General features: G+C 60.4%; 16 protein-coding genes. 10 read left to right on the forward strand and 6 right to left on the reverse strand.

Features of this window, described 5'->3' with window-relative positions:
• Positions 1-159: 159 nt before the first annotated feature.
• Complete coding sequence (locus ABD937_RS01700) at positions 160-1,710, reverse strand: SUMF1/EgtB/PvdO family nonheme iron enzyme (RefSeq protein WP_345252886.1); 1,551 nt, start codon at positions 1,708-1,710, stop codon at positions 160-162.
• Between the two features lie 215 nt (positions 1,711-1,925).
• Between ABD937_RS01700 and porU the strand changes: the two genes are divergently transcribed.
• The 6 genes from porU (at position 1,926) to ABD937_RS01730 (ending at position 10,364) form a co-directional block, all read left to right on the forward strand.
• On the forward strand, positions 1,926-5,348 hold the full coding sequence (porU, locus tag ABD937_RS01705) for a type IX secretion system sortase PorU (RefSeq protein ID WP_345252888.1): 3,423 nt from the start codon (positions 1,926-1,928) through the stop codon (positions 5,346-5,348).
• A 75-nt stretch (positions 5,349-5,423) separates the two neighbouring features.
• The gene (porV, locus tag ABD937_RS01710) at positions 5,424-6,629 is read left to right on the forward strand and encodes a type IX secretion system outer membrane channel protein PorV (RefSeq protein WP_345252890.1); all 1,206 of its coding nucleotides are present in this window, start codon (positions 5,424-5,426) and stop codon (positions 6,627-6,629) included.
• 575 nt (positions 6,630-7,204) lie between these two features.
• A complete protein-coding gene (gene ispF, locus ABD937_RS01715; RefSeq protein ID WP_345252892.1) occupies positions 7,205-7,684 on the forward strand; it encodes a 2-C-methyl-D-erythritol 2,4-cyclodiphosphate synthase in 480 nt (159 codons plus the stop codon).
• 34 nt (positions 7,685-7,718) lie between these two features.
• A complete protein-coding gene (dut, locus tag ABD937_RS01720) occupies positions 7,719-8,162 on the forward strand; it encodes a dUTP diphosphatase (RefSeq protein WP_345252894.1) in 444 nt (147 codons plus the stop codon).
• Between the two features lie 5 nt (positions 8,163-8,167).
• Positions 8,168-8,983, forward strand: a complete 816-nt coding sequence (lolB1, locus tag ABD937_RS01725) for a lipoprotein insertase outer membrane protein LolB1 (protein WP_345252895.1) — start codon at positions 8,168-8,170, stop codon at positions 8,981-8,983.
• A 49-nt stretch (positions 8,984-9,032) separates the two neighbouring features.
• The gene (locus ABD937_RS01730) at positions 9,033-10,364 is read left to right on the forward strand and encodes a murein hydrolase activator EnvC family protein (protein ID WP_345252896.1); all 1,332 of its coding nucleotides are present in this window, start codon (positions 9,033-9,035) and stop codon (positions 10,362-10,364) included.
• 200 nt (positions 10,365-10,564) lie between these two features.
• On the opposite strand, the gene bshA is transcribed toward ABD937_RS01730, so the two are convergent.
• Positions 10,565-11,701, reverse strand: coding sequence for an N-acetyl-alpha-D-glucosaminyl L-malate synthase BshA (gene bshA, locus ABD937_RS01735; protein WP_345252897.1), 1,137 nt, complete (start codon positions 11,699-11,701; stop codon positions 10,565-10,567).
• Positions 11,702-11,869: 168 nt separating this feature from the next.
• Here bshA and ABD937_RS01740 point away from each other — a divergent pair, with 168 nt between their 5' ends.
• Positions 11,870-13,258, forward strand: a complete 1,389-nt coding sequence (locus ABD937_RS01740; protein ID WP_345252899.1) for a M20/M25/M40 family metallo-hydrolase — start codon at positions 11,870-11,872, stop codon at positions 13,256-13,258.
• Positions 13,259-13,479: 221 nt separating this feature from the next.
• On the opposite strand, the gene ABD937_RS01745 is transcribed toward ABD937_RS01740, so the two are convergent.
• A complete protein-coding gene (locus ABD937_RS01745; RefSeq protein WP_345252901.1) occupies positions 13,480-14,181 on the reverse strand; it encodes an SAM-dependent methyltransferase in 702 nt (233 codons plus the stop codon).
• Complete coding sequence (locus ABD937_RS01750) at positions 14,178-14,936, reverse strand: EI24 domain-containing protein (protein ID WP_345252902.1); 759 nt, start codon at positions 14,934-14,936, stop codon at positions 14,178-14,180. The genes ABD937_RS01745 and ABD937_RS01750 overlap by 4 nt, the downstream gene beginning before the upstream one ends.
• A 384-nt stretch (positions 14,937-15,320) precedes the next feature.
• Here ABD937_RS01750 and ABD937_RS01755 point away from each other — a divergent pair, with 384 nt between their 5' ends.
• The 3 genes from ABD937_RS01755 (at position 15,321) to rimM (ending at position 17,347) form a co-directional block, all read left to right on the forward strand.
• Complete coding sequence (locus ABD937_RS01755; RefSeq protein ID WP_345252904.1) at positions 15,321-15,932, forward strand: DNA-3-methyladenine glycosylase; 612 nt, start codon at positions 15,321-15,323, stop codon at positions 15,930-15,932.
• Between the two features lie 144 nt (positions 15,933-16,076).
• On the forward strand, positions 16,077-16,535 hold the full coding sequence (rpsP, locus tag ABD937_RS01760; RefSeq protein WP_345252906.1) for a 30S ribosomal protein S16: 459 nt from the start codon (positions 16,077-16,079) through the stop codon (positions 16,533-16,535).
• Positions 16,536-16,828: 293 nt separating this feature from the next.
• Complete coding sequence (rimM, locus tag ABD937_RS01765; protein WP_345252907.1) at positions 16,829-17,347, forward strand: ribosome maturation factor RimM; 519 nt, start codon at positions 16,829-16,831, stop codon at positions 17,345-17,347.
• A 173-nt stretch (positions 17,348-17,520) separates the two neighbouring features.
• Here the strand turns inward: rimM and ABD937_RS01770 are convergent, their stop codons facing one another.
• The gene (locus ABD937_RS01770; RefSeq protein ID WP_345252909.1) at positions 17,521-18,150 is read right to left on the reverse strand and encodes a DinB family protein; all 630 of its coding nucleotides are present in this window, start codon (positions 18,148-18,150) and stop codon (positions 17,521-17,523) included.
• A 343-nt stretch (positions 18,151-18,493) separates the two neighbouring features.
• Entirely contained in the window at positions 18,494-19,096 is a 603-nt protein-coding gene (locus ABD937_RS01775; RefSeq protein WP_345252910.1) for a Crp/Fnr family transcriptional regulator, read from the reverse strand.
• Positions 19,097-19,259: the final 163 nt, after the last annotated feature.

Raw genomic sequence — 19,259 nt, forward strand, 5'->3', positions numbered from 1 at the left:
GAGAGACGGTCAGGCGTATTAAAAGTACGCTTCCCGGTTACCTCAACGACATCTGCTCTGTAGGCGACCAATTACCAATAAACAAATAGACCAATAGACCAACAGATAAAGAAAAGCCCCGACCTGCGTCGGGGCTTTTCTTTATCTGTTGAAACGTGATTAGCGCTTCTGCTTGCGGGCTTTCCAGTAGTTGCCGGTCTTGCGGCCCTGGCCTTCGGGGCTGCCCATACGGTCCATGGCGCAACGGAAGCCGACCATGCTCGACGCCTGCTCTTCTTCCATGTAGCGGCGGGTGCCGGGGCTCAGCCAATAGGCGCGGTCGTTCCAGGAGCCACCCTTGTAGACGCGGCTCTTGTCGGAAACGAGGGTCGTCTTGCCGTAGCCGTAGGAGGCTTCGGAGAGGGTGTCGCCGTCGAGGAAGTTGATCACGTTGCCGCGCTGGTAGTTGCGGCGGGTCTTGCTTTCTTCGTCGGTCACGGCTTCCATCTTCACGCGGCCCAGGGAGTCGATCTCGGCTTCGCCGTTACCGTTCTTATAGAGCTTCATGAACTTGTTGCCACGGAAGGGCGCTACGTCGTCGGCATCGAGGGAGGTGAGGGGACGGTATACGTCGGATACCCACTCGCTCACGTTGCCGGCCATGTTGTAGAGACCGAAGCCGTTGGGGAAGAACGACTGAACGGGCGCGGTGTAGATGGCGCGGTCGTTAAGACCACCGGCCACACCGGCGTTGTCGCCGGCGCCACGCTTGAAGTTCGCCATGAACTGGCCATGCCAGGAGCCGTGCTTCGTTTCGCGGAGGCCGCTGTAGTTCATGTTGGCCGTCCAGGGATACACCTGCTTGTTGGTCACGAGTTCCTCGCCGCGCTTGCCTTCCTTCTTGGAGGGGCGGGGGTTGTTGTTGACGTAGCCGTAGGCCGCGTACTCCCACTCGGCCTCGAAGGGCAGGCGGTAGTCGGGCATCAGGATACCGTCTTCCATCGTCACGTTTGTGCGCGGGGTGCCCTGGGGCGTCTTCAGCGGGTTCTTCTTGGAGGTTGCGGTCTTGCCGGGCTGGGCCTGGTAGAGACCGAGGAGGTACGACTTCGTGGTGAAGTTCTGCTCCTGCTGCTGCGAGGCGATGCCCTGGGCGGACACATAGCCTTTCTTCATCAGGATGCCTTCGTTCACGCGGTCGGAGCGCCACAGGCAGAAGTCGTGGGCCTGCTTCCAGCTCACGCCCACCACCGGGTAGTCGTTGAAGCCGGGGTGACGGAAGTAATATTCTACGAGGGGCTCGTTGTAGCTGAGCTCGGAGCGCCATACCATCGTATCGGGGAGGGCGGCGTCGAGGATCTTCTTGTTGGCGGGGTCGTCGGCGGGGAAAATGCGGTTCAGCCAGAACAGGTACTCGCGGTAGTGCACGTTGGCCACCTCGGTGCGGTCCATATAGAAGGAGGGAACGGTCACGCGGCGGGGAATGTTCGCCCAGTCGCCCATGACGTCTTCTTCCGTCTGGCCCATGGTGAAGGTACCGCCGGGAACGAATACGAGGCCCGGGCCCGTGCCCTGGTCCTTCGCCTTGGCTACCTGGTAGCCGCCCATCTTTTTGTCGTTGTAGTTCCAGCCCGTGACGTCGGACTTACCACCTTTGTTCTTCTTGCCCAGGATGCCGCAGGAGGAGAGCATCGCTGCCGAGGATAAGAGGATTACGAAATTTTTCACTTGCATAGTGCGTTTGATTTGTCTTTCAGAAGGACAATTGAATTGGGGTCCGGGGAGAACCTTCAGATTCGAATACCATTAACGCCGCACTTACGGTATTATTGTATCCGCCTCGGCGGAGGTTCTTCATGGAGATTGCGAATATAGAAAGATTGTGCTAAAACCGGAAGCGGTTTTCGTTTTTTTGGGGATATTACAGTCTGATCTGTTACTTTATTACGATGACTGCCTTTTGCCGCTCTTTATTGCTGTTTGTGGGGATGGGTTTGTGGATGCCGGTGCTACGCGCGCAACGCACGTATAAAGACCATTCGGTGCTGGTCTCGGGCTCCTGGTACCGGGTGGCGGTGCCGGCCGAGGGCGTCTATAAGATGGACGCGGCCTTCCTGTCGGGCCTCGGCCTCGGAAACAATATTCCTTCCTCCGCCCTCCGCGTCTGGGGCGCCACGCCGGGCATGGTGCCGGAGGCCAACGCCACTGCCCGCGTCGACGATTTCCGGGAGATCGCCCTGGCCGTTTCCGACGGGGGCGACGGCTCCCTGGGCGGGTCCGACTACGTGCTGTTTTACGCCCCCGGCCCCAACCCCTGGCAGAAAGACTCCCTCAACCGCTCCTTCACCCACCGCAAGCACCTCTATAGCGACGTCGCCTACTACTACGTCACCGTGGGAGGCACCGGCCGGCGCATCGCCACCGCCACCGCCACGCCTGCGGCCCCCCAGGCCGTGACGGCCTTCGACGAGCGCTACTTCTACGAAAAAGACTCCGTCAACTTCCTCTCCAGCGGCCGCGAATGGTTCGGCGAGGAGTTCTCCGCCCTGCCCGGCCGGAGCCTGTCGCGCTCCTTTGCCGTACCGCTGGGCGGCGCCCTGCCCGGCACCCAGGTAGGCCTCCGCACCCGCGTGGTGGCCCGCTCCATCGGCGCCGGCAGCCGCTTCGACATCGCCCTCAACGGTGCCCCGGCCCTCCAGGCAGGCGTGCTGCCCGTCACCGGTATCTACAACGACCTCTTTGCCCAGGCCACGCTTCAGCAAGGCGCTACCATCCTGGCCGGGAATACACTCAACCTGACCTACAACTACCTGCCCGGAGGCCCTAACGCCCAGGGTTGGCTCGACTGGTTCGAGGTCGTGTACCGCCGCCAGCTCGCGTTTTCGGGGAGCGGACAGCTCCTTTTCCGCGACTGGAGCACCGTGGGTACCGGCACGGCCACCTTCCGGATCGGGGGCGCCCCCGCCGGCGCCGAGGTCTGGGACGTGACCGACCCCTTTGCTCCCGAGCGGATGCCGGCCACGGTAGCCGGGAACGAGCTTTCGTTCAGCCGAACGACGGAGCGCCTCCGCGAGTTTGCCGCCTTCGGGGCCAGCCTGCCGGTGCCTGTAGCTGCCGGGGCCGTGCCTAACCAGGACCTCCATGCCACGACACCCGCCGACTACCTCATCATTACCCACCCCGACTTCCGCCCGCAGGCGCTGCAGTTTGCGGCCTTCCACCAGCAGCGCTCCGGCCTCCGCCCGGTAGTGGTGACCACCAGCGAGGTATTCCACGAGTTCGGCGGCGGCGCCCCCGACCCGGCGGCCCTGCGCGACTTCGTCAAGATGTATTACGACCGATACCGTTCCACCTGGACGGCCTCCGGCAAATACCTGCTCCTGCTGGGCCGCGGCTCCTTCGATCCCAAGGACCGGGTGCGCAACAACACCAACTACGTTCCCGCCTGGGAAAGCCCCTCCTCGCTCGACCCGCTCTCCACCTACACCTCGGACGATTTCTACGGTTTTCTTGACGACAACGAGGACATCAACACGCAGCTCATCACCAATACGCTCGACATCGGCATCGGCCGCATCCCGGTGCGCAGCGCCGCCGAGGCCCGCAACTTTACCGAGAAGCTGCTCGCCTACCACAGCCCGGCCTCCCTCGGCCCCTGGCGCAACAACGCCACCTTCGTGGCCGACGACCAGGACCTGAACCTGCACCTCGAGGACGCCGAAACGATGGCGGCCACCACGCAGGCGCGCGCACCCTTCCTGAACCTGGCCAAATTCTACCTCGACGCCTACCGGAAGGAGGGAGGCACCGCCGGCGGCACCTACCCCGCCGCCAACGCGGCCATCAACAACAACATCCTCAACGGCACCCTCATCTGGAACTACAGCGGCCACGGTGGCTATGCGCGCCTCGCGGAAGAAACGATCCTCGACCAGGACATCGTCAACAACTGGAACAACGCCAATCGCCTTCCGCTCTTCATTACCGCTACCTGCGATTTTGCGCCCTACGACCTGCCGGGCATCAACTCGCTGGGGGAGAACCTGATCGTACGGCCGAAGACCGGTGCCATCGCCCTCATGACCACCACGCGCGTCGTGTTCGCGTTCTCCAACCGCATCATGAACGACAACTACCTGCGCATTGCCCTGGAGCCGGATGCCAATGGACGCTACAAGACACTCGGCGAAGCCGTGCAGGCCGCCAAGAACTTCACCTATATCAATAACGGCGACATCACCAACAACCGGAAGTTCGCCCTCCTCGGCGATCCCGCCATGACCCTCGGCTTCCCGAAAGGCCGCGTGCGCCCGACGCTCGTGAACGGCCGCCCGATCGCCACCGCCGATACGCTGAGCGCCACCGAGTTTGCCGAGATCGAGGGCGAGGTAACCGACGTATCGGGCGCCCGCCTCACCGACTTCAACGGCACCGTGTCGCTGACCCTCTTCGACAAGCCGCAGGCCGTGCGCACCCTGGGCAACAACCCTACTAGCCCGCCGGTGACCTTCCAGACACAGACGGCCACCCTGTTCCGCGGCAAGGTGAGCGCCACCGGCGGCACGTTCCGCTTCCGCTTCCGGATGCCGCGCGACCTGAATTTCCAGTACGGCGCGGGCCGAATGAGCTTTTATGCCCAGGACAGCAGCCGCGATGCAACGGGCGTTACGGGCAACGTGCAGATCGGCGGCATCGCCCCCGGCGCACCCACTGATAAGGAAGGGCCCGCCATCCGCGCCTACCTCAACGACGAGCGCTTCGTGAACGGCTCCGTCACCAACCAGAACCCCGTGCTGCTGCTGCGCCTCGCCGATACCTCGGGCATCAACACCGGCTCGGCGGGCATCGACCACGACATCGTGGTGACGGTAGACGACAACAACCGCCAGTATTACGTGCTGAACGATTTCTACGAGACCGACCGGGACTCCTACCAGAAGGGCAGCGTGCGCTTTCAGCTGCCGGAGCTGGCCGCCGGCCCCCACAAGCTCACCATCAAGGCCTGGGACGTGCTGAACAACTCGAGCACCCATACCCTGGAGTTCACGGTGGCCCGCGACGAGGACCTGGTGCTCGATCACGTGCTCAATTACCCCAACCCCTTTACGACGAAGACGCAGTTCTGGTTCGAGCACAACAAGCCCGGTATGGACCTGCGCACGAGCGTGGAGATCTATACCATTACGGGTAGAATAATAAAAACGATCCGCCGCACAATAAACACCGATGGAAACCGTTCGAGTGACGTCGACTGGGACGGTCGCGACGAATTTGGCGATCGGGTGGGCCGTGGTGTCTACCTGTATCGCCTGAGTGTGGAAAGTGCCGATGGACGCAAGGCGAGCCGCCTGCAGAAATTGGTGATTTTGTGAGGAGAACCTTCCGGAAGAAAAAATTGACGTTACACCAAAACTCTATATTTTCACACCTCTTTTCAAAACATGTCTATGAGAGCAACTGCTTTAAAACTAACTGTTGGAGCCCTTCTCGGCGCCTCCACCCTCACGGTGCAGGCCCAGCAAAAACTGAATGTGGTAACAACGGCCGTCCCCTTCCTTCGTATCTCTCCCGATGCCCGCGCAGGTGGTATGGGCGAACTTTCCGTCGCCACCAACCCCGATGCCGCCTCTTCATATTTCAACCTTGGTAAAGTGCCCTTCAACGAGCAGAAGGCCGGTGTTAACGTGACCTACACGCCCTGGCTGAAGCGCTTTGTGAACGACGTATACCTGGCCTCCGCCTCCGGCTTCTACAAGCTCGATGAGAACTCGGCGGTCTCCGGCTCGCTGCGCTACTTCTCCCTCGGCGACATCCAGTTCACCGACGAGAACGGCAACAACATCCAGACCGGCCGCCCCCGCGAGTTCGGCTTCGACCTCGGGTACAGCCGCAAGCTCTCCCCCCGCACCGGTATCGGTGTCGGCCTGAAGTACATCCACTCCAACCTGGCCGGCAACGCCAACATCTCCGGTACCTCCTACAAGGCGGGTAACGCCGTAGCCGGCGACATCGGCCTGTACCACAACCGCCAGGCCACCAACGGCAACGGCTGGGCCTTCGGTCTTGCGCTGACCAACCTCGGTTCCAAGATCGCGTACACCAACAACGCCCAGCAGAAGGACTTCATCCCCGCCAACTTCGCCCTCGGTACCACCTACACGGCGGTATTCAACGAGAGCAACAAGCTGATGGTGGGTGTGGACTTCAACAAGCTCCTGGTGCCCACGCCGCCTACCTTCGACGAGAACCCCACTAACGACCCGAACATCGACGCCGACAACACGGCCCGCGCTACCGCCTACCGCAACAAGAGCGTCGTGGGCAGCTGGGTGAGCTCCTTTGGCGACGCCCCGGGCGGCTTCTCCGAAGAGCTGAAAGAGTGGCAGGTGTCCGTAGGTGCCGAATACTGGTACAACAACCAGTTCGCCCTCCGCGCCGGCTACTTCTACGAAGACAAGACGAAAGGCAACCGCCGCTACTTCACGGCCGGCGTAGGCGTACACTACAACGTGTTCGGCCTCAACTTCTCCTACCTCGTTCCTTCCGGTGGCAACAACGTGAACCAGAACCCGCTCTCCAACACGCTGCGCTTCTCGCTGCTGTTTGATCTCGGCGGCAGCAACAATGCAACCGGTACCACGACCGCACAGTAATTCTACGGTAACATGATATCAATGTAAGAGCCTCCTTCGGGAGGCTTTTTCGTTGGGGAGGGCAACAGGAGAACAATGGAACAATGGAACAAGGAACAGGGAGCTGCAGAATAGAGAAGGGGAGGGACAGTGTTTCCTGCTATTTTGTAGGCAGGGGTAGCCGGGGGGCAAAAGAGAGAAGGAACGCAGATGTGACGGATTTGATAGGATAGTTGCGGATGATTACTTACTGCGCGTCAAGATCCGGGTCTGCAGGCTTCGCAAAGGTATGATCTGTCGGTACGATAAAGTGTACCGCACCGAAACGACCACCGGAGCTTCGGCGGACATCCCGACAAGCTTCGCTTCGTCGGGATCTTACAAATAGACAAATAGGCAACCCCTCCTTTGCGCATACCATAGCCCCTTCTTTTCTTGGCCGTAAAAATCTCGTTTTTACCTTACTCGCCTTCATCTGTGCCGCCCTGATTGCTGTCCGAACGCCTTCTGCTGTTCAATATTCGTTGTTCCTTGTTCTACGGTTGATGTCCGTGGTCTCTGACCGCGGACTTATCTTCGCCCGAAAACCACCCTACATGTCTTTCCGAATCGGCTCCGGTATTGATTTTCACCAGCTCGGCGAAGGCCGCCCGCTCATGCTCGGCGGCGTACACGTGCCCTACGAGCGCGGCTGCATCGGCCACAGCGATGCCGACGTGCTGCTGCATGCCATCTGCGATGCGCTCCTCGGCGCCCTTGCCCTCGGCGACATCGGCGTGCACTTCCCGGATACCGATGACCGCTATAAAGGCATCGACAGCAAGGAGCTCCTGCGTCATACCTATATGCTCATTCAACAGGAAGGATACCGGGTGATCAACATCGACAGCACGCTTTGCCTGCAGGAGCCCAAGATCAAGCCCCACGTGCCTGCAATGCGCGCCGCCATAGCCGGCCTCACGGGCCTCACGGAGCAGGATGTGTCGATCAAGGCAACCACCACCGAGGAGCTCGGATTCGTTGGCCGCAAGGAAGGCGTGGTGGCGTACGCCACCGTTTTATTGCAACGCTTTTAACATCTTTCGCCCCCCGGGCGCTTATCTTTGGCCCATGACCCCCGTAGCGGTTCGCGTGCGCAATCTCTCGCCGTTCCCCCTGCCCCAGTACGCCACCGAAGGCAGCGCGGGCACCGACCTGCGCGCCCACCTCGACGCTCCCGTTACCCTCCAGCCGCTCCAGCGTAGCCTCGTACCCACCGGCCTCTTCATAGAGCTGCCCGCGGGCTTCGAAGCGCAGGTGCGTCCCCGCAGCGGCCTCGCCCTCAGGCAAGGCATCACCTGCCTCAACAGCCCCGGCACCATCGACTCCGACTACCGCGGAGAAATTAAGGTTTTGTTGATCAATCTCGACGCTGCCCCGCAGGTCATAGCACCCGGGGAGCGCATCGCGCAGCTGGTGCTGCAGCGCACTGAGCGCATCGAATGGGTGCCCGTGACGGAGCTCGCCGGCAGCACCCGCCAGGAAGGTGGCTTTGGCTCCACCGGAAAAGAATAAGAACTATGAAGCAACTCCTATCGGTCCTTGTCCTCGTTGTGCTGCTGTCGGCCTGCCGGTCTACCAAGAAGATCGGTGCCGCCATCTCGAAAAAGGATACCACCGCACAACAGGTAGTGGGCGTGCCCTCCTCGCCGAAGTCGGACTCGATCGCTTACATTAGCCGCACCCTCAGCACCCTGCGCGGTCACCAGATCAACTTCACTACGTTTACGGCGAAGGTGAACATCGACTATAAAGACGCGGCCGACAAGAACTACAATGTAAACGCCACCGTGCGGATGTACAAGGACAGCGCCATCTGGATCTCGGCCAATGCCCTCCTCGGCATCGAGGCGCTCCGGGCGCTCATTACGAAAGACTCGGTGAAGATCCTCGACAAGCTGAATAAAGTGTACACCGCGCGGAGCATGGAATACCTCCAGGACGTCACCGACCTGCCCCTCGACCTGCCGACAATGCAGGACCTGCTGCTGGGCAACCCGATCTACCTCGACTCCGCCGTGGCCTATGGGCAGGCACCGGGCGCCGTAACGCTGGTCAGCGTAGGTGAGTGGTTCAAGCACCTGCTGACCCTCAACGAGAAGGACCTCACCCTGCAGCACGGCCGCATCGACGACCTCGACCCGACCGCCAACCGCACCGCCGAACTCGACTACAGCGATTACGAGACGAAGAAGGGCTTCCCCTTTGCCACGAAGCGCCGCATCCTGCTTTCGGTGGCCAAGAAGCTTGATGTCCGGCTCGATTTTCGGCAGTATGATTTCGGGGGAACGGTGAGCTTCCCGTTCAACGTGCCCAAAAATTACAAGACCAATTAAAATTTATCGGACCGGAAGCCGTTATACCCTTCCAGCCAAACCCTGACGGATGAAGAAACACTTCCTTTTCCTTTTCAGCCTGCTGCTCAGCCTCGGCGTATGGGCGCAGGGCCAGCCCGGCTCCGAGCGCGCGCGCATGGAGAGCGAGCGCAAGGCCATCCAGAAGGAGCTGCGCGAGCTCCAGGAAGAATACAACCGGGTGCACAAGAACAAAAAGGCCACCCTCGGCCAGCTTGCCGCCCTCCAGGACGAGATGCGTACCCGCGAGCGCCTCCTCGGCAACATCAACAAGGAGATCCGCATCCTTTCTGACGATATCTATACCAGCACGCTCGACCTCAACCGGCTCCAGCGCCAGCTCGATACGATGAAGCGCCAATACGCCCATAGCGTGGTGTATGCCTACAAGAACCGGAGCTCGTACGATTACCTCAACTTCATCTTCTCGTCGAGCTCCTTCAACGATGCGCTGAAGCGCGTGCGCTACCTCCGCAGCTACCGGTCGTACCGGCAGCAGCAGGTAAACACGATCCGCGAAACGCAGGCCGCTATCGAGGACCACAAGCAGGCGCTGCTGGCCAAGCGCAGCCAGAAAAATCAGGCCCTTGCCAGCCAAACGGAGCAGTTTAACGAGCTCGAAGTGAAGAAGAAGCAGAAAGACGAGGTGGCGGCGAAGCTGAAGTCGCAGGAAAGTGCACTCTCGAAGCAACTGGCGTCGAAGAAAAAGCGCGACAACCAGTTGAAGTCGCAGATCGCGATCGCCATCCGCCGCGACATCGAGGCCGCCCAGGCCGCCGAGCGCAAGCGTCTTGCCGAGGTGCGCCGCCGCGAGGAGGAAGCCCGCAAGGCTGCTGCCGCCAATAAGCCGGCCGCCGGCTCATCCGGCACCACCGCGCCGCCCGTAGCATCGAAGCCTGCCGCCAAGCCCCGCAACAGCGACTACGTGCCGCTCAACGAGGGTGAGCTGCGCCTCGCCAACTCCTTTGCCAGCAGCCGCGGCAGCCTGCCCTGGCCGGTCGATAACGGCCGGGTGAGCATCCCCTACGGGCCGAGCAAGGTAGGCGGCCTTAGCTTCGATAATCCCGGCGTTACGATCGAAACACCGACTCCCGGCGCCGCTGTAAAGGCCGTGTTCGAAGGCGTAGTGAGTACCGTGTCGAATACCGAGGACGTGATCACCGTGCTCGTGCGTCACGGTGAGTTCTATACCGTGTACAGCAACCTCGCCTCGGCCTCGGTGAACAAAGGCGACAACGTCCGCGTGGGACAATCGATCGGAACGGCAGCCCGCGCCGACGATGGCGACGGCGGTCAGGTCGACTTCATGCTCATGAAAGGCAATACCCGGCAGAACCCGAGCTCGTGGCTGCGGAGAAGGTAGGAATATCGGACAAAGAATATCGAATATTGAATGATGAAGTGGGGGCTCCGGATGCGGTAGCCCCTTTTTCGTTGGCTCCCTTCCCGTCACGCTATCTACATCCTTGCTTCAATGGTGAGATCGTAGCTATAAAAGGAAAAGCGGCCATCAGGCCGCCTTACTTCGATATTCAGTATTCCTTGTTCGATATTCGATATTCTTCACGAAACGAGTTCCCCGCTCAGCACCTCATCGTAAAGGCGCTCGTACACGGGGATGATGTTGCCGATATCGAAGTGGTTGGCGTGCTCCGCCGCGTCCCGCTTGAATTGCTGCAGGCGCTCGTCGTCGCGCAGTATTTCTACGGCCCGCGCGCTCATGGTGGAAATGTCGCCGATGGCGCCCATATAGCCCGTCTTGCCCTCGACCATGATCTCGCCGAGGCCGCCGGCATTGGTGGAGATCACGGGCACGCCCGCGGCCATAGCCTCGAGCGCGGCGAGTCCGAAGCTCTCGTATTCAGAGGTAAGCAGGAAGAGGTCGGCGATGGCGAGGATGTCTTCCATCTGCTCCTGTTTTCCCACGAAGCGGATGTCGTCGCACACGTTGAGCTGCCGGCTCAGGTCCTCGGCCGTGGCGCGCTCGGGGCCATCGCCCACGAAGAGCAGCTTGGCAGGGATCTCCTTGCGCACCTGCGCGAAGATCTGCACCACGTCCTGGACGCGCTTCACCTTGCGGAAGTTGGAGGCATGCAGCAGGATGCGCTCGTTGCTCGGCGCGATCACCTTGCGGAAGGCGTCGATGGGCTTGCGCTGGAAGCGGGCCACGTCCACGAAATTGTGGATGACATGGATCGGCTTTTTGATCTTGAAATGCTTGAAGGTCTCGTCCTTCAGGTTTTGCGACACCGCGGTGATGGCATCGCTCTGGTTGATGGAGAAGGTGACCACGGGCTCGTACATCTTGTCGCGGCCCACGAGCGTGATGTCGGTGCCGTGGAGCGTGGTGATGACCGGGATGTGGATGCCTTCCTGCTCGAGGATCTGCTTGGCCATATAGGCTGCCGAGGCATGCGGGATGGCGTAGTGCACGTGAAGGAGCTGCAGGTGGTTGTTCTTGATCACGTCCACCATCGTTGACGCCAGCGCCGTTTCATAAGGCGGGTAGTCGAAGAGCGGGTAGGTAGGCACCTGCACCTCGTGGTAAAAGATGTTAGGGATAAAGCCGGTCAGGCGCACGGGCTGCTGGTACGTGATGAAATGCACCTGGTGGCCTTTCTGGGCGAGCGCCTTGCCGAGCTCCGTGGCCAGAACGCCGCTGCCGCCGAAGGTGGGGTAGCATACAATGCCGATTCTCATGGGTCCTTTCTCCATTTGCGGGCTAAGGTACGCCGGGGGGCAACGAATATTGAAAATCAGGAGCAAGGGTTTTAAAAGGTTTTTAATGGTTTTGCACGGTTTTGACGGGTTTTGAGGGAGCTGCCTTCATGCGGCAGCCATTCGCTCCGGTTTGCTTAATTTGAGCCCATGAAACGTTCCCTTTTCCTGTCGGCCGCCCTCTTCGCCGCCGCTGCCCTGCAGGCACAAACCTCCGATTCCACCTTTATCCGGCGCCTGTCCGACGAGATCCTGACCAACGGGACGGCCTATGAGAACCTGCGGCAGCTCACCAAAGGCATCGGGCCCCGCCTCTCCGGGTCGCCCGGCATGGTGAAGTCGGAGCAATGGGGCGCAACAGCCCTCAAGGCCGCCGGTGCCGACCGCGTGTGGATGCAGGAATGCCTGGTGCCGCATTGGGTGCGTGGCGGAAAAGACCTGCTCCGTGCCGAACATTTCGTTTCCCCGGGTGGCAAAAACCGGAAAGGCAGCGTGCGCAACCTCAATGTGCTGGCGCTTGGCAATACGAAGGGCTCCGGCTCCGCGCTGCGCGCGCCGGTGCTGGTCGTGTCTGACTTCGCCGACCTCGACCGGCAGAAGGATTCGGTGAAAGGCAGGATCGTTTTCTTCAACTATAAGTTCAACCCGCGTTTCGTGCACACCTTCGAGGCCTACCGCGATGCGTCGGTGTACCGCAGCCAGGGCCCGGTGCGCGCGGCCCGCTATGGCGCAACGGCGGTAGTGGTGCGCAGCATGTCGCACAGCACGGACAATCATCCGCATACCGGCGGTACGGCCTGGGGCGACACGGTGAAGACCGTTCCTTCCATGGCCCTCGGCCTCCGCGACGCCGACTGGCTGGCGGCCGCCGCAAGCAACGGCACCGTATGGGCCACCTTCAAGACGGGCGGCCGCTTCCTGCCCGACACCATCGGCCACAACGTGATCGGCGAGCTGCGCGGCACCGAGTTTCCGGACAGTATTATTACGATCGGCGGTCACCTCGACTCCTGGGATCCCGCCGAGGGCGCGCACGACGACGGCGCCGGCATCGTGCATACCATCGAGGTGCTGCGCGCATTCAAGGCCCTGGGCTACCAGCCGCGGCACACGATCCGCTTCGTGCTGTTCGCGAACGAGGAGAACGGCCTCCGCGGTGGTCGTAAGTATGCAGAGGAGGCGGTAGCGAAAGGGGAGAAGCACCTGCTGGCCCTCGAGAGCGATGCCGGCGGCTTTACCCCGCGTGGCTTCGGCTTTTCCGGCACCGATGCGCAGTGGGAGAAGTTCCGCAGCTGGCAGCCGCTCGTAGCGCCCTATGGCGCCTCTGACTGGAAGCGCGGCGGCGGCGGCGCCGACATCGGCCCGCTCAACACGGCGCTGAAAACACCGGTGGTGGGTTTCATCCCGGATTCACAGCGTTACTTCGACGTGCACCATGCCGCCAACGACGTGTTCGAGCTCGTGAACAAGCGCGAGCTGGAGCTCGGCGCCGTGAACATGGCGGCGCTCATTTACCTCGTGGATAAATATGGACTGTGATTAGTGTGCTGGCGGTGGTCTAAAAAAAACAAGAACGCCTGAACATTCGTGAAGCGTCCGGCGGCAGGCGTGAGCAGGAAGCCGCTCCTGTCGGATCCTTCACCTCACGCTTCTGAAAAGAGCAAATCCGTTCCTTAAAGGCGGCCGCGCGCATTCTGGAGGAAATGACCGGCCTCAGGAAGATCTGAAATCTGAGATCACAGATCCCGGATCGTATGGCATTAGCCTGCATGCAGGAGGAAGATCGCCGGGCGCTTGTGCAGCTCCGGCAACGACGCCCGCCATTGCGCGGGCGTTTTCGTGCGCACCCACTCCTCCGGGCCGGTAAGGTCCACCGCCACGCAGATCTTCGTTTGCGGCGCGCAGGTCTTGAGCAGCACTTCCAGTAACTGGTTATTCCGGTACGGCGTTTCGATGAAGATCTGCGTGCAGCTTTTCTGCCGCGATTCGTTCTCCAGCGCGCGGATGCTTTTCTGGCGCTCGCCCGCTTCGATGGGCAGGTAACCCACGAACTGGAATTGCTGCCCGTTCATCCCCGAGGCCATCAGGGCGAGCAGGATCGACGAAGGGCCGACGAGCGGCTTTACGGTTGCGCCGGCTTCCTGCGCCAGTGCCACCAGCAGCTGCCCGGGGTCGGCCACGCCGGGGCAACCGGCTTCGCTGAGGATGCCGATGCTTTTGCCCTCCTTCATGGCTTGTAGAAATGCGGTACGCACCTCCGGGGTGAGCTCCTTCATGTTGTGCCAGGCGTAGTCGTCGATCACGATGTCGCGGTCCAGGGCCTTCAGGAAGCGGCGGGCCGTGCGCTCGTTTTCCACGAACAGCACGGAGCAGGCCCGCACGGCATCGAGCAGGTACGCAGGCAGGCATTGGGTGGCGCCCTCGTGCAGCACGGTGGGGATCAGGTAAACGGTGGCGTTCATGCGTTCTTGATTTTGTGCACGCTCAGGGTGGCGGCAATGACGGCGTAGGCAGGGGCGAGCACCCAGCCTAAGATGGGCACGAGGTGCATGAGGTAAAAAAGCATCCCGTTGCCGATGGCGAGGCCCTTGTGCCGTGCCACGAAGTCGATGCTCTGGGCCGTACTCATACGGGCGCGCTCCAGGCTGTAATCCAGCATTGAGAAACCGTAGTAATAACATTCCACAAACAGGGCGATGAGCGGTGTGATCCAGCCCGCCACGGGGATGAGGGAGAGCAGCAGCAGCGAAAACATATACACCGTTTGCCAGAGCCCGTTGCGCAGCGAGAGCCGGATGCCGCGCAGGATGTCGTGCAGCAGCTGCCGGAAGGAGAAGGGGAAGTCTTTTCCTTCGAGGAGGGCCTCGGTCTTTTCGCTCAGGTACGCGAATACGGGCGAGCCCAGGATAAGGAAGAAGTATTTGAACAGCGAGAAGTAGAACAGCAGCAGGATGAGACGCAGGAAGAGGCCGGCCATCATGAAGAGAAAGGAGAGGAATCCGTTGCGCTCGCGCTGCAGCCAGGCCTCTAGCCCCAGCTTGTGGCTCAGCCAGGTAACGGCGCCGTCGGAGGATTGCCAGAAGAAGTAGATGCCGAACACAAAAAGCAGCAGGTAGAGGAGGCCCGGCAACAGGATCCAGCGGCCGAGGCGGTGCTTCCGGATGAAGGCATGCGCCTCGAAATACGACTGGATGGCAATAACGATCTCTTTCAGCACGGGCGACGGTTGAGGTACAATGTTACGAAATCGGCAATCGGCAATCGGCAATCGGGAATCGGCAATCGGGTGAGCGGGTGAGCGGGTGAGCGGGTGAGCGGGTGAGCGGGTGAGCGGGTGAGCGGAAATGATGAACTCAGTAAGGTAGGTGATTGCCAGGAGCGACCCAACCAGCCCATGGCTTCAGCCGTGGGGCAAGATCGGCAAGGGGCATTGCGGCAAACGGCCCTTCCGCGTAACGCAGGAGATTGCTTTCCTTCGACTTCGCTCCCGACAGGCTCGATCGCATCGTTGTTCCGCTACTCGCAATGACTTTGACCCGTTAAACGGCCCCATTACGAATAGACCAATAGACCCGACGCGTAGCGTCGTTACCTTGCACCCATGCCCCGCCTCCGAAAGCTCCCCCTCTCGTATTTCCACGGTCCCGACCCGGTGGCCCTAGCCCGCGACCTGCTGGGCAAGGTGCTGGTGACGGAATTCGGCGGGGAGCGCACGTCTGGCCGCATCATTGAAACGGAAGCTTATCACGGCGCCCAGGACCGCGCCTCGCATGCCTACAAGGGCCGCACAAAGCGCACCGAGGTGATGTTTGGCCCCGGCGGGCGGGCTTATGTGTACCTCTGCTACGGACTGCACCAGATGTTCAACATCGTTACCAATATCGAGGGGATCCCGCATGCGATCCTGGTGCGGGCGCTCGAGCCGCTCGAAGGGGTGGACGTCATGCTGCGGCGCACGGGCAAGAAGCAACCCGACAGGACCCTCACCCGCGGTCCGGGCAATGTGGGCAAGGCGCTCGGCTTCCATGTGCGCCAGTGCGGCACGGAGCTGAACAGCCCGGAGCTGTACATCGCCGACGATGGCTTCCGGTACCCGGCGGAGGCGGTGGGGGTGTCGGCCCGCATCGGGGTGGACTATGCCGGGGAAGATGCCGCTCTGCCGTACCGGTTTTTCGTGAACGGACACCCCTCGGTGAGCGGGCGGCAACGCTGAGCCAACGGGGAAAAGCGGCATTCCGGCCCCCATTTACAAAAAAGTTGGCGAAAAGTGGTTCGCCGGTTTGCTGAAATCCGCTGCAGGACGTAGATTTGTAGCCCTAATTTTATTTTTTCACCGCATTTAAAATTTCTATTTAGAATGCCAGTTAAAATCCGACTGCAAAGACACGGGTCGAAGAAGCGCCCGTTCTATTTCATCGTTGTTGCCGACGCACGCAGCCCCCGCGACGGTAAGTTCATCCAGAAGCTTGGTACGTACAACCCCCAGACGGCCCCCGCTACGGTCCAGCTCGACCGCCAGCGTTCGCTGGAGTGGCTGAACAAAGGTGCCCAGCCTACGGACACGGTTCGCAAGATCCTGTCCAACAAGGGTGTACTCTACCTGAAGCACCTGCTCCGCGGTGTTTCCCTCGGTCTGTTCGACGAGGCAACGGCCATGGAAAAGTTCCAGCAGTGGCACACTGAGCACGAAGCTCAGTTCCGCAAGAAGCAGGAAGAGGCCATGCGTGCCCGCCGTGCCCAGCGGAATCCTGCCTACCAGCGTCGCGAGCGCCCCGCGCCCGCTCCGCAGGCTGACAACGCAGGTTCCGAAGGCTAAGCCACCCAACCTCGAAAGAATTAAGGCCCCGCTTTGGCGGGGCCTTTTGTAATGGGGGACTTCCGGGGAGCGCTTTTCTCACGGGTTTGAGGCCTGCTAATAGCGCATGTCTATTGGTCTATTGGTAAGGGGCAAAGCCCGGCAGCCACAATCGTTACCCGCTCCGGGCTTGATAGATTCGAGGCAAGTGGGCGGCAACGCGACCTGAGCAGAAGGAAGAATGCCTACTTTGCAGCCTGTAGCACCGAAACGACCTTACTAATAGACAAATAGACCAATAGACTAATAAACCCATGGAGTATTTCAAGATCGGCAAGTTCGTCGCGGTCTTCGGCCTGAAGGGCGAGCTCATCCTCAAGCACAGCCTGGGCAAGAAAACGAGTCTTAAAGGACTGCAGGCACTCTTCACCGAAGACGGCCGCGACCGTTTCCTGCCCTGGTTCCTGGCAGGGGCACGCATCAAGGGCGAAGACGAGCTCTATATCCAGGTCCAGGACGTCAACAGCCGCGAGGCGGCCATGCGGCTTGCCCAGAAGGAAGTGTGGCTGCAGGAGCCCGACTTCAAAAAATTCTCGGGTAAGTCGGCACCCATTACCCTGCTGGGCTACCACATCGTGGAGGAAGGCAAGGACCTGGGCCCTATCCTCGAAGTGATCGAGCAGCCGCACCAGGTGCTGTGCCGGATCGAGATCGAAAGCAAGGAAGCGCTCATCCCGCTCAACGAAAGCACCATCCGCTCCGTCGACCATAAAAAGCGCCTTGTGCACGTAGAGCTGCCGGAGGGCCTGCTGGAGATCTACCTGGGAACGTGAAGCGTGAGTCGTGAATCGTGAATGGGTCGTTTCTGCTGAAACACTCTTTCTGGTTGGACGAGCCCGATAAAAAAGGCCGCAAAGCATTGCTTTGCGGCCTTTTTTATCGATTAATAAAATTAATGTGGCTACAGGAGGAGCACTGCCGACCGCACGAATTCACGATTCACGATTCACGAAGTTGCCAGCACTGCCTTCTTATGCCCCGTCTCCACGATCACCGGGAAGCGGTCGGTGGCGATGCCGAGGCCTTTGAGCGTGTTGCGTGCCTGGATCATGTGGCGCTGCTGGTGCGCGATGAGGAAGCGAAGGGTGTCGCCCAGCTTCAGCTTGATGAGCTTGGTGATGGTGATGGGCACCTTTACGGCGCCGAGGTCCACGTGCTTCGAAAGCTCGAGCAAGCGCAGGAGCTCGTCTTGCTGGCGGATGAACTCGTTCACCACCGTATCCACGTTGAGGCTGTTGGGGAAGCTGTAGGCCTTCATCGCCTTCATCTTGTTTTTCACCTCGTACACGTTCGTGGGCTTCATGGATTTCGTGAAATAATCACCCCAGAAGCCCGACTCGAACCAGGGCGCACGGCCCGTCACCTTCTCGGTCATCGCCCGCTCCATGGCCGGCAGGTAGTAGCGGCCGTAGGCGTTGAGGTGCTCCAGTACCTGCACCACGCTCCACTTTTCGGGAGAGGAGGTATAGATCATCTTATTCTTATCGACTTCCTTAAAGAACCGGCCCGCGGCCGCAAGTCGCTCAACATCAGTACGCAGGGATTGCAGGAGTTCTTCGCTGTTGTATTTAGCCATAACGGAGGATTTATGTAGCAAAGCTACCTGGGTAGGTAGTGCAAAATCTTTGCCTATACCAAGATTAAGGCCGGGGCATTCCCTATTTGGGGAATCGAAGACCAGCAGAAAAAGGCCGGTTTAAGTAGAATAAGGTTGTTATCACCGCTAAGAAAAGAAGGAGCTAAGGGCTTCGCTAAGGAGGGGTTGGTTTTTGTCTATTTGTCTATTTGTCTATTAGTAAGTCGAGTTCAGCGCAACCTACCTTCTCGTACCCGAAAAATCTTACCGGTAGAAGAGGGCGGCAGCAGTAGCGCTTAAGGCATCAACCGCAATCATACGCGCTTATCGGATCAGATCCGTATCATCTGCGTTCCTTCTCTTCCCCGCCGATGCGCACGCTGCCCAACAACTTGCTGAACGTGGTGGCGTCGAGCGCGAGGTAGGAGGCGAGGTACTTGTGCGGCACCAGGCCCAGCAGGTGCGGGCTCCGCTTCATCAGTGCCCGGAACTTCTCTTCGGCGCCTGCTGTCTGCAGCTCCGTCATGCGCTCGAGCACGCCCTTCAGCGCAAAGGCGGTTGCCTTGAGTACGAGGGCCTGTATGGCGGGGTGCTGCTGCATCAGCGCCAGCAACTGCCCGTACGTGCAGCGCAGGAAACGGCTCGCGGTGAGCGCTTCAAAGCCGTAGGGCGACGGCGTTTGTGTGAGGAGGGAGTCGGCCACACCGGAGAAGGAGCAGGGGTAGGTGAATACGAGCGTTGCTTCCTTGCCCGCCGGCGTGCTGAAGTAGCTGCGTTGCACGCCTTCGAGCACGAAATACAGGTAGCGCTCCGTTTCGCCCGGCGCCGTCAGCAGGGTCTTACGGGAACAGGAAAACGATTGCCACACCGCGCTGAACGCTTCCCACTCTTCTTCGCGGAGCGGGGCGATGGCGGATACGAAGCGGTGGAGTTGCTCGAGGGGCATGCGGGTAAGATAAATCAAAAGTCAAAAGTCAAAAAACTTGTGGTGCACGGGTTCCCACAGGACAGGGACTTTTCCCAATTCAAAATCCAGAAGCTGGGGGGACATCCTTGTGCAGGTGTGCCGTCGTTCGAAAGTGTTGTGTTGCAACGATTGGATAGCCGCC

Origin of the sequence: Flaviaestuariibacter amylovorans, from assembly GCF_039541815.1 — a bacterium.
Taxonomy (GTDB): Bacteria; Bacteroidota; Bacteroidia; order Chitinophagales; family Chitinophagaceae; genus Flavisolibacter; species Flavisolibacter amylovorans.

Coding starts and splice junctions, on each gene's coding strand:
- ABD937_RS01700 (WP_345252886.1), bottom strand. CDS start 1,710: ATGCAAGTGAAAAATTTCGTAATCCTCTTATCCTCGGCAGCGATGCTC.
- porU (WP_345252888.1), top strand. CDS start 1,926: ATGACTGCCTTTTGCCGCTCTTTATTGCTGTTTGTGGGGATGGGTTTG.
- porV (WP_345252890.1), top strand. CDS start 5,424: ATGAGAGCAACTGCTTTAAAACTAACTGTTGGAGCCCTTCTCGGCGCC.
- ispF (WP_345252892.1), top strand. CDS start 7,205: ATGTCTTTCCGAATCGGCTCCGGTATTGATTTTCACCAGCTCGGCGAA.
- dut (WP_345252894.1), top strand. CDS start 7,719: ATGACCCCCGTAGCGGTTCGCGTGCGCAATCTCTCGCCGTTCCCCCTG.
- lolB1 (WP_345252895.1), top strand. CDS start 8,168: ATGAAGCAACTCCTATCGGTCCTTGTCCTCGTTGTGCTGCTGTCGGCC.
- ABD937_RS01730 (WP_345252896.1), top strand. CDS start 9,033: ATGAAGAAACACTTCCTTTTCCTTTTCAGCCTGCTGCTCAGCCTCGGC.
- bshA (WP_345252897.1), bottom strand. CDS start 11,701: ATGAGAATCGGCATTGTATGCTACCCCACCTTCGGCGGCAGCGGCGTT.
- ABD937_RS01740 (WP_345252899.1), top strand. CDS start 11,870: ATGAAACGTTCCCTTTTCCTGTCGGCCGCCCTCTTCGCCGCCGCTGCC.
- ABD937_RS01745 (WP_345252901.1), bottom strand. CDS start 14,181: ATGAACGCCACCGTTTACCTGATCCCCACCGTGCTGCACGAGGGCGCC.
- ABD937_RS01755 (WP_345252904.1), top strand. CDS start 15,321: ATGCCCCGCCTCCGAAAGCTCCCCCTCTCGTATTTCCACGGTCCCGAC.
- rpsP (WP_345252906.1), top strand. CDS start 16,077: ATGCCAGTTAAAATCCGACTGCAAAGACACGGGTCGAAGAAGCGCCCG.
- rimM (WP_345252907.1), top strand. CDS start 16,829: ATGGAGTATTTCAAGATCGGCAAGTTCGTCGCGGTCTTCGGCCTGAAG.
- ABD937_RS01770 (WP_345252909.1), bottom strand. CDS start 18,150: ATGGCTAAATACAACAGCGAAGAACTCCTGCAATCCCTGCGTACTGAT.
- ABD937_RS01775 (WP_345252910.1), bottom strand. CDS start 19,096: ATGCCCCTCGAGCAACTCCACCGCTTCGTATCCGCCATCGCCCCGCTC.